Origin of the sequence: Campylobacter concisus, from assembly GCF_003048985.1 — a bacterium.
Classification (GTDB): Bacteria; Campylobacterota; Campylobacteria; order Campylobacterales; family Campylobacteraceae; genus Campylobacter_A; species Campylobacter_A concisus_AY.
The window spans coordinates 1-8,478 of sequence record NZ_PIRS01000018.1 but is presented as its reverse complement, the minus strand read 5'-3'; the positions used below and the strand labels follow the sequence as shown (position 1 = coordinate 8,478).

Below are 8,478 nucleotides of genomic sequence, written 5' to 3'. Positions count from 1 at the left end.
TTTTCTTTGACACTTTGCTTTATAAGATTACTAAAATTTAAAGATCTATCTTGTTTGTGTTGTTGTTTGGTGTATGAATTTACATTGGTGCTTAAGATGCTAATATCATTCATGGTTTGCCTCCTAGATATTATCTGTCAAAGAGCAAGCATGATTTGTTCCAGAGTAAATTTACATCCACTCAAGCACTTGCGTGATATCTTTGGCGTAAAAGCACTTTAGACCTTGCGTGTCAAGCGGTTTGTTTGGGATGATGGCGTTTTTAAATTTCTGTGTTTTTGCCTCTTTTAGTCGCTGATCGAGGTTAAAAATTTCTCTTATCTCGCCATTTAGACTTAGCTCGCCGATGAAGACGCTGTCCTTGCTGATAGGGCGGTTTTTGAAGCTGCTGATTATCGCTGCGATGACGGCTAGATCGGCCGCAGTCTCGCTTATCTTAACGCCACCTGAAACGTTTATAAAGACGTCGTAGTGCCCAAGTGGAATTTCAAGCTTTCGCTCAAGTAGGGCTAGCAGCATATCTAGGCGGTTTCTCTCAAAGCCAGTCGAGCTTCGCTTTGGATAGGCGCTTTCGCAAACGAGCGCCTGAATTTCGATGCTAAGCGCCCTTGAGCCCTCCATTATGATAGTGATCGCACTGCCACTCATCGCCCCGCCACGTGTAAAAAATTTACTCGATACCTCGTTTGCGCTTACAAGTCCGTGCTGGCTCATCTCAAATATGCCAACCTCGCTCGTCGAGCCAAAGCGGTTTTTAAACCCACGTAAAATTCTAAGCTCTCTGCTCGCGTCGCCCTCAAAATAAAGCACCACATCGACCATGTGCTCAAGCACTCTAGGCCCTGCGATCGAGCCCTCTTTGGTTATGTGTCCGATGATGAAAACACAGATATTTTGGCTCTTTGCAAGCCTCATCAGCTCAAATGTGATCTCACGAACCTGCGTGATCGAGCCTGGCGCGGAGGTTATATTTTGGCTATAAAGTGTTTGTATGGAGTCAATGACTAGCACCTTATAATCGCTCTTTTGCACCTCTAGCATGATATCTTCTAGGCAAATTTCAGTTAGCAGATATAAATTTTTATCCACTGCATTTAGCCTATCAGCTCTCATTTTTATCTGGCTTTGGCTCTCTTCGCCGCTTACATAGAGCGTTTTTTTGCCGTCTTTTGCTAAATTTGAGCCGATTTTTAGAAGCAGGGTTGATTTACCGATGCCTGGGCTACCGCCTATTAAAACAAGTGAGCCCTCGACCACGCCGCCACCAAGAACAAGGTCTAGCTCGCTATCTTTGGTGCTAAATCTCGTGAAATTTTGAATTTCAACTTCGTCGATGCTTATGGCTTTGCTGGGTGTGCTAGCGCTTTTTGCTATCTCTTTGCTTATCTTTATCTCTTGCTGGCTAAGCTCGACAAAGCTATCCCAAGCCCCACATTGTGGGCACTTGCCCAGCCACTTTGCCTGTTGATTACCGCAGGCTTGACACTCAAAAACTGGCTTTGCTTTTGCCATAATATATCCTTTTTAAAATTTCAACTACTATCACTCCAAAGGCCGCTCCGATCATGTCAGCCACGATGTCAAGCAGGCTAAAGCTCCTGTTTGGTAAAAATGCCTGAACGAGCTCTATTTGCACGCCAAAGGCTAAAAGTAGGGCTAAATTTTTAAAAATTTTAAACTCATAGCCAAGGTAGAGCAGTATGTAAAGGACGAAAAAAGCTAAAAAATGATTTGCTTTGTCCCACGAATTTTCGATGATCGCAGGACTTTTTGGAGTAAATGCAAGAATATCAATCGCCAAAAGAGCAGCGAAAAAGCAAATTTTACTAAAAAATTTTACCCTACTCAAAAATGGCGTCCATCAGCTCGTCTAAAAACTCGTCTGGGTTAAATTTGATGATATCGTCCATGCTCTCGCCAACGCCTATATAAAATATAGGTAGCTCAAGCTCTCTTGCCACGCCAAATAGCGCTCCGCCCTTTGCAGTGCCGTCAAGCTTTGTGATGATGACACCATCAAGCGAGACGATCTCATTAAATGCCTTTGCCTGCGCGACGCCAGCGTTGCCCTGCGTGCCATCAAGGATGAGGATCTTGCGGTGAGGCGCCTTTTCGTAGGCTTTTTTGCTGATACGAACGATCTTATCAAGCTCGTTTGCCAAATTTGTCTGGTTTTGAAGCCTGCCAGCCGTGTCTAGGATGACGCGGTCGATGCCTTTTGCAATGGCTGAGCTGATCGTATCGTAGGCAACAGCTGAAGGATCATGCCCTTGCTGGGTGGCGACTATCGGCACATTTAGTCTGATCGACCATTGGCGTAGCTGCTCGATCGCTCCAGCTCTAAATGTATCACAAGCGCCCAAAATGACGCTTTTGCCGTTATTTTTATATAAATTTGCTAGCTTTGCTATCGTCGTCGTCTTGCCAGCGCCATTTACGCCAAGGATAAGATCGACAAATGGCTTGTCAGGCTCGATCACGCGCTCGTTTTTGTAGATAAAATAGCTGCTCATAACGCGTCTAAGATCGGCTCTACTCACTTCATCTTGTGGCGGCAAGTAGTATAAAATCTCCTCCACGATCTCGTAGGCCACGTCAGCTTCTAGTAAAATTTCTTCCAAGCTCTCTTTGTCGATCTTTTTTGACTTTTTAGCTGAGCTTATCGCTCCAAAGGTCTTTTCAAAGCCTCTTTTTAAAAACTCAAGCATTATTTTATGGCCCTATTTATGTCAGTTTCAAGCATCTCTTCAGGCACAAGACCGATGTAGCCTTGAGCGTAGTCGCCATTTGCTTTAAAGAGTGCAGATGCAGGGAGTCCTTTGATGCCACCCATTGCCTTTTCAAATAAGAAATTTCCCTCGCCAACTGCGATGTCGTATTTGATCTTATACTTTTGAGCAAATTCTTTTACTTCGTCCTCGCTCTTGTCTTCAAGCAAGATAGCAACGATGTTTAGCTCGTTTTTAAATTTCTCACTTAGGTTGTTTAAAGATGGTATCTCAGCCTTGCAAGGGGGGCACCAAGTGGCGAAAAATACGTAAAGTGTCGCTTTTTTGCCATCTTTTACGTCAAAGCCGTTGCTTCTTTTTGTGATCTGCATAGTTGTGCCATTAAGCAGTTTTAGGCTTATATCTTTTACTTCGTCACTTTGTGCGCTCTGGCTTATCTTTGGTGTGAGCGTATCTTTGCTTAAATTTTCATCTTTGCTGGCATTTTCTTCTAAATTTTTACTTTGCACAGCTGGCTCGCTACTGTTTTGCTCGCTCTTTTTGTTAGAGTCGTCACCGCATCCGAAAAATGCAAAAAGACAAAGTGATGTTATAATTGCGCGTTTTAGTGTCATAAATTTCCTTTTGAAAAATGTTTCAGGATTATACAAGAAAGAGCATAAAATGAGCGTTAATTTAGAAAAAAACGAATTTAGAAAAAATGCAAGAGCAAATTTGATAAAGCTCACTAAATTTAGAGCAAAATGCACGCATTATAAGGCGGCAAAAACACTTTTAAATTTGATAAATTACACAAATTCTAAAAAGGTGCTCTTTTACTTGCCGCTTAACTACGAAGTCGATGTGCTTAAAATAAGACGAAATTTATCACATAAATGTGAAATTTTTGCCCCTTTTATGGTAGGTCTTAGCTTAGAGATGGTAAGATTGCGACTGCCATTTCTAACTTATAAATTTAATGTCAGACAGCCATCTGGCAAAAAAATGAATAATGTTAAACTCGATATGGCAGTAGTTCCAGCGATTGGGGTTGATGGAGCTATGGCAAGGATAGGGCACGGAAAAGGATTTTACGATAGATTTTTTGACACTTTGCCCGTTAAGCCAAAACTGATAGTTTTCTTAGAGGTAAAAGACTTCTACACCAAAGATGTGCTCTCGCAGGCGCACGATGCGGTGGGAGACTTTTATATAACCCCAAGCAAAAATTATATAAAAAGAGGAATAAATGATAGAGGTTTTAATAGGCTTAGGAGCCGGTGTGGTGGGCGTTGGAGCAGGGTATCTCTACGCCAAAAAGATAAATGATGCAAACTACAATATATTTTTAGAGCAGGCAAAAGCAAAGGCAAAAGCTATCGAGTATGAAGCTGAGCTAACGCTTAAAAACTCTAAAATTTCAGTGCAAGAGGCTGAATTTGAGGCTAAAAAAAGATACGACGACAAGACGACAAAGCTTCAAAAAGAGTATGCAAGTAAATTTGATGAGCTGACCAAAAAAGAGAAAATTTTGCTAAATGAGCAAGAGCTTTTAAACGAGAGCAAAGAGCTTTTTGAAAAAGATAAGCAAGATGCAAAGGTCACTTACGAAGAGGGTTTAAATTTAAAAGCGACTTATCAAAACAAAGTAGAAGAGGCGATAAGAGTGCTTGAGCACGCTGCTGGCTTAACGGAGGAAGAGGCAAAAGAGGTTGTACTTAAAAAGGTCGAGGAGAAGTCACGCGCCGACATCGCTCACATCGTTAGAAAGTACGAAGAAGAGGCAAAAAGAGAGGCTAAAAAGAGGGTTAATTACATCTTGGCGCAGGCTACGTCAAGATTTGCTGGAGAATTTGCGGCTGAACGTCTGATAAATGTCGTAAATATCAAAAACGATGAGCTAAAAGGTAGGATCATCGGCAAAGAGGGACGTAACATCAAAACCCTTGAAATGGTGCTTGGCGTTGATATCATCATCGATGATACACCGCACGCGATCATACTAAGCAGCTTTAACCTTTATAGACGTGCGATCGCAACAAGAGTGATCGAGCTTTTGGTGGAAGATGGCAGAATTCAGCCTGCGAGGATAGAGGATCTTCACAAAAAAGTGACTGAAGAATTTGAGCAAAGCATACAAGAAGAGGGTGAAAACATCGTCATGGACCTTGGTCTAAATAAAATTCATCCAGAGATAGTAAAACTAATAGGCAAGCTTAAATTTAGAGCAAGCTATGGTCAAAATGCCCTTGCTCACAGCCTCGAAGTGGCTCACCTCGCTGGCATCATCGCAGCAGAGTGTGGCGGAGATGAGAAGCTAGCAAAAAGGGCTGGCATACTTCACGACATCGGCAAGGCGCTAACTCACGAGTACGAGGGCAGCCACGTCGATCTTGGAGCTGAAATTTGCAAACGCTATAAAGAGCATCCAGTCGTCATCAACGCGATCTATGCTCACCATGGTCACGAAGAGGCTACAAGTATAGAAAGTGCTGCTGTTTGCGCAGCTGACGCACTAAGCGCAGCTCGTCCAGGAGCAAGACGTGAGGTGCTTGAGAGCTTCTTAAAACGTGTCGAGGAGATCGAAAACATCGCAAAAAGCAAAGAGGGCATCAAACAAGCTTATGCGATCAACGCTGGCCGTGAGATCCGCGTCATCGCAAATGCTAAACTCATAAATGACGATGAGGCAGTGCTTGTGGCAAAAGAGATAGCTCAAGAGATCGAGAGCAAGGTGCAGTATCCTGGTGAGATAAAAGTAAGTGTCATCAGAGAGACTCGCGCTGTTGATTTTGCGAAATAACGGCAAGATATGAAATTTCTTTTATCAATAATAATATTTTTCTCGCTTGGCTTTACTAGCGAGGAGCTCGTGCTAGACTCGGCAAATTCGTTTATAACGACGATGAGAGGCGCTAGAAATGCCCCTATAAAAGAGCTCATCGAGCAGTCAAAAGCGACGATCATCTTTCCAAGCGTGAAAAAAATAGGCTTTGTAGTTGGCGGTATGGGCGGAGATGGCATCATGGTCGTTGGCAACATCAACTCGCCAAGTGAAATTTTGCCAGTTAGTATAAGTGGCGGCAGTATTGGCATACAGCTTGGATACGAAGATAGTTCGCTTGTGCTATTTATATTTAAAGATAGCATTATCTACGACATAAAAGACGCCAAGATCACGCTTGATACGAAGCTTTCAGTAGCATTTGGCGATATCGGGCGCAATTATAATAAAGTAAGTGATTTTAAATTTTCAAGCGACATCTACGCATACGCTGCAAATGATGGATTTTTCGCAGGAGCAAGCTTTGGTGGAGCAGTGATTAGCGCAAAGGATGAAATTTTAAAACAAAGTGGCTACGCATACGAGCAGCTAATATCTTCTGCTTCTAAACTTTTGGGGCAATGATGCAAGATATTATAAACTCAATCTCAACTTACGGCTACGTTGTGCTGTTTTTTTATAGCCTTGGTGGTGGCATGGTCGCGCTTATCGCCGCTGGGATATTAAGCTTTGCTGGTAAGATGGACATCACTCTTAGCATAATCGTCGCTGCCGTGGCAAATACGATCGGCGATACTTTGATCTTTTATGTCGCAAGGTTTAACAAAAGCTCGCTTATGCCTTATGTGAAAAATCACAAAAGAAAGCTTGCCTATGCTGGAATTTTGGCAAAGAAGCACGGTGATAAGATAATATTTATCAAAAAATTTATCTACGGCGTCAAAACTTTGGTGCCTATCGCACTTGGACTTACAAAATACTCTTTTTATAAATTTAGCGTTATAAATTTGATCTCTTCAGTGCTTTGGGCGGTGATCGTCGGTCTTGCTAGCTATAAAGCAGGGGATTATTTTATGAGTGTGAGCAATTATCTTGGCGAGCATGGCTATATCATGCCACTTGCCATGGTTGGCTTGTTATTAGGTATCTGGTTGTTTTTACAACACATTACAAAAAGGAGAAAAGCATGAAAAAGGTGATATCTGCTCTAATCGTAGTTATCGTGATCGTCGTAGGCGCTGTCTATTTTGCCTCAAACAAGGTCGAGGAGAACTATCAAAGGATAGTTGATAGACTAAATGATGTAAATGGCTTTAAAGTTTCAGAAAACAGCTATCAAAAAGGCTTTTTTGGCTCAAAAGGATCGTTTGATCTTATCGTTTCAAAGGATCTTTTGAAAAATTTGGCTGGCAAAGATGTAGATGAGGATCTAAATTTTAAGGTAGAAAATGAGATTTCTCACTCAGTGCTTGCATTTGTAAATGGCTTTGATATCGACTCAAAAATTTCTATACAAAATGAAGCGATAAAAAATATCGTAGCTTCATTTCTTGGGTCAAACGTCGTCGCAACGGCCAAAACAAAGGCTAGCGTGAGTGGCGATAAAGATGTAAAAGTTAAATTTAGCGATATCGACTTTAGTGACAAGCAAACTATGAACGTTCATACAAAGGATGTGAAATTTGGCTTGAAACTGGACGCAAAAGATAATGTAAATAGCGCAAACTTGGGCGTTGAAAAAGTTGTTTTAAAAGGTCTTAATGAAGAAAATAAAGTAGAAGCTAATGTTGAAGGTGTCGATATAGATACAAGCTACACTGTGCCAGTTGAAATTTCAAAGATATTTGAGAACAAACTAGTCCCTTACATAGCAAAAGTTAAGATCAAAAAACTAGCATTATTAGATGAAAAAGATAGTAATGTTGCTTTGGATGATTTTGAGTATAGCTCTAAATTTGAAGTCTCAAATGATCTTGGTAGCTCAAAAGATGTGGTGAAGATAGGTGCAGTTGCTGATAATAAAGTGAAATTTACAGATTTTATCTTAGATAGTAAAATAGCAAATATCAACGTGCCAACTATAAATAATATACTTGATAGACTAAGTAATGTAAATGTTGATACAAATGAGAGTATCTTTGCTGGGCTAAATTTGGACGAAGTAATGGGTCAAATTTTAGAGAAAAATCCAAGTGTGAAAGTGGATACATTAAGCTTTAAAAATGGCAATAATGCGATAAATTTAAAACTAGATGCTGCTATCAATGGCTTTAAAAGCGGAGAAAGTCAGCTTGCGATCTTTGATAAGCTATCACTTAATGGTGAGCTAAGCGCGGATGAGACTTTGGCTAAATTTTTTGATACACTCTTTCCTGAGATGACTCTTATCGAGCCAACACTTATATCTGCTGGATATTTAAAAGAAGATGGCAAAAAAGTAGTAAGTAAATTTAAGTACGATCCAAATAAAAAAGATATTATTTTTAATGAAAAGGTCGGACTTCAAAATTTATTTATGGGCTTTTAAAAAAATAGCCTGATTTTTATCTGCCTTTAAGCATCACTTCTGTATACTTCACTTTCTGTTTTGCAGAACGCAGAGCAGAAAGTTCTTTTAACTTACAATTGTTAAACTATTAGTCAATCTTTGAAATCTAAACAAGTGATCGATTGAGCCAGTCTATTATGATTAAATAATAGATTAGACAAACTAATATATAAAACTAAAAGTTTTTTAATTAAAACTTCATAATAAATACTAAAAGCAATTTTAGTAAAAACATTATTACTAGATTGCATTAGCAATCTTAGTCTTTAGTGTTGCTTCTTAGTAAAGCTTTGCTTTACGCTAAAGAAGGTTAATATGGAGAGTTTGATCCTGGCTCAGAGTGAACGCTGGCGGCGTGCCTAATACATGCAAGTCGAACGGACGAGTAAGAGCTTGCTCTTATGAGTTAGTGGCGCACGGGTGAGTAATGTATAGCT

At 40.5% G+C, this 8,478-nt stretch carries 9 protein-coding genes and 1 rRNA gene; 6 read left to right on the top strand and 4 right to left on the bottom strand.

Annotated features, from left to right (window positions below):
• Positions 1 to 171: 171 nt before the first annotated feature.
• Genes radA through CVS91_RS09970 form a run of 4 tightly spaced genes read right to left on the bottom strand, consistent with a single transcriptional unit; the run spans position 172 to position 3,343 of the window.
• Positions 172 to 1,512, bottom strand: a complete 1,341-nt coding sequence (radA, locus tag CVS91_RS09985) for a DNA repair protein RadA (RefSeq protein ID WP_087582194.1) — start codon at positions 1,510 to 1,512, stop codon at positions 172 to 174.
• Positions 1,487 to 1,849 carry a VanZ family protein gene (locus CVS91_RS09980; protein WP_107831854.1) on the bottom strand — a complete coding sequence of 121 codons (363 nt, stop codon included), beginning with the start codon at positions 1,847 to 1,849 and terminating at the stop codon, positions 1,487 to 1,489. Before CVS91_RS09980 ends, radA begins: the two co-directional genes overlap by 26 nt.
• Positions 1,842 to 2,708, bottom strand: coding sequence for a signal recognition particle-docking protein FtsY (gene ftsY, locus CVS91_RS09975; protein WP_107831853.1), 867 nt, complete (start codon positions 2,706 to 2,708; stop codon positions 1,842 to 1,844). Before ftsY ends, CVS91_RS09980 begins: the two co-directional genes overlap by 8 nt.
• Positions 2,708 to 3,343 carry a TlpA family protein disulfide reductase gene (locus tag CVS91_RS09970; protein ID WP_107831852.1) on the bottom strand — a complete coding sequence of 212 codons (636 nt, stop codon included), beginning with the start codon at positions 3,341 to 3,343 and terminating at the stop codon, positions 2,708 to 2,710. The genes ftsY and CVS91_RS09970 overlap by 1 nt, the downstream gene beginning before the upstream one ends.
• Before the next feature lie 49 nt (positions 3,344 to 3,392).
• Between CVS91_RS09970 and CVS91_RS09965 the strand changes: the two genes are divergently transcribed.
• The 6 genes from CVS91_RS09965 to CVS91_RS09940 form a co-directional block, all read left to right on the top strand.
• Complete coding sequence (locus CVS91_RS09965) at positions 3,393 to 4,037, top strand: 5-formyltetrahydrofolate cyclo-ligase (protein ID WP_107831851.1); 645 nt, start codon at positions 3,393 to 3,395, stop codon at positions 4,035 to 4,037.
• The gene (rny, locus tag CVS91_RS09960; RefSeq protein ID WP_034901872.1) at positions 3,958 to 5,511 is read left to right on the top strand and encodes a ribonuclease Y; all 1,554 of its coding nucleotides are present in this window, start codon (positions 3,958 to 3,960) and stop codon (positions 5,509 to 5,511) included. Before CVS91_RS09965 ends, rny begins: the two co-directional genes overlap by 80 nt.
• 9 nt (positions 5,512 to 5,520) lie before the next feature.
• Positions 5,521 to 6,117 carry a lipid-binding SYLF domain-containing protein gene (locus CVS91_RS09955; RefSeq protein ID WP_107831850.1) on the top strand — a complete coding sequence of 199 codons (597 nt, stop codon included), beginning with the start codon at positions 5,521 to 5,523 and terminating at the stop codon, positions 6,115 to 6,117.
• Positions 6,117 to 6,683 (top strand): DedA family protein, encoded by a 567-nt coding sequence (locus tag CVS91_RS09950; protein ID WP_180385100.1) that lies wholly within the window; start codon positions 6,117 to 6,119, stop codon positions 6,681 to 6,683. The genes CVS91_RS09955 and CVS91_RS09950 overlap by 1 nt, the downstream gene beginning before the upstream one ends.
• The gene (locus CVS91_RS09945) at positions 6,680 to 8,020 is read left to right on the top strand and encodes a DUF945 family protein (protein ID WP_107831849.1); all 1,341 of its coding nucleotides are present in this window, start codon (positions 6,680 to 6,682) and stop codon (positions 8,018 to 8,020) included. Before CVS91_RS09950 ends, CVS91_RS09945 begins: the two co-directional genes overlap by 4 nt.
• Positions 8,021 to 8,353: 333 nt before the next feature.
• Positions 8,354 to 8,478, top strand: a 16S ribosomal RNA gene (locus tag CVS91_RS09940); the annotation flags it as partial.

Coding starts and splice junctions, on each gene's coding strand:
- radA (WP_087582194.1), bottom strand. CDS start 1,512: ATGGCAAAAGCAAAGCCAGTTTTTGAGTGTCAAGCCTGCGGTAATCAA.
- ftsY (WP_107831853.1), bottom strand. CDS start 2,708: ATGCTTGAGTTTTTAAAAAGAGGCTTTGAAAAGACCTTTGGAGCGATA.
- CVS91_RS09970 (WP_107831852.1), bottom strand. CDS start 3,343: ATGACACTAAAACGCGCAATTATAACATCACTTTGTCTTTTTGCATTT.
- CVS91_RS09965 (WP_107831851.1), top strand. CDS start 3,393: ATGAGCGTTAATTTAGAAAAAAACGAATTTAGAAAAAATGCAAGAGCA.
- rny (WP_034901872.1), top strand. CDS start 3,958: ATGATAGAGGTTTTAATAGGCTTAGGAGCCGGTGTGGTGGGCGTTGGA.
- CVS91_RS09955 (WP_107831850.1), top strand. CDS start 5,521: ATGAAATTTCTTTTATCAATAATAATATTTTTCTCGCTTGGCTTTACT.
- CVS91_RS09950 (WP_180385100.1), top strand. CDS start 6,117: ATGCAAGATATTATAAACTCAATCTCAACTTACGGCTACGTTGTGCTG.
- CVS91_RS09945 (WP_107831849.1), top strand. CDS start 6,680: ATGAAAAAGGTGATATCTGCTCTAATCGTAGTTATCGTGATCGTCGTA.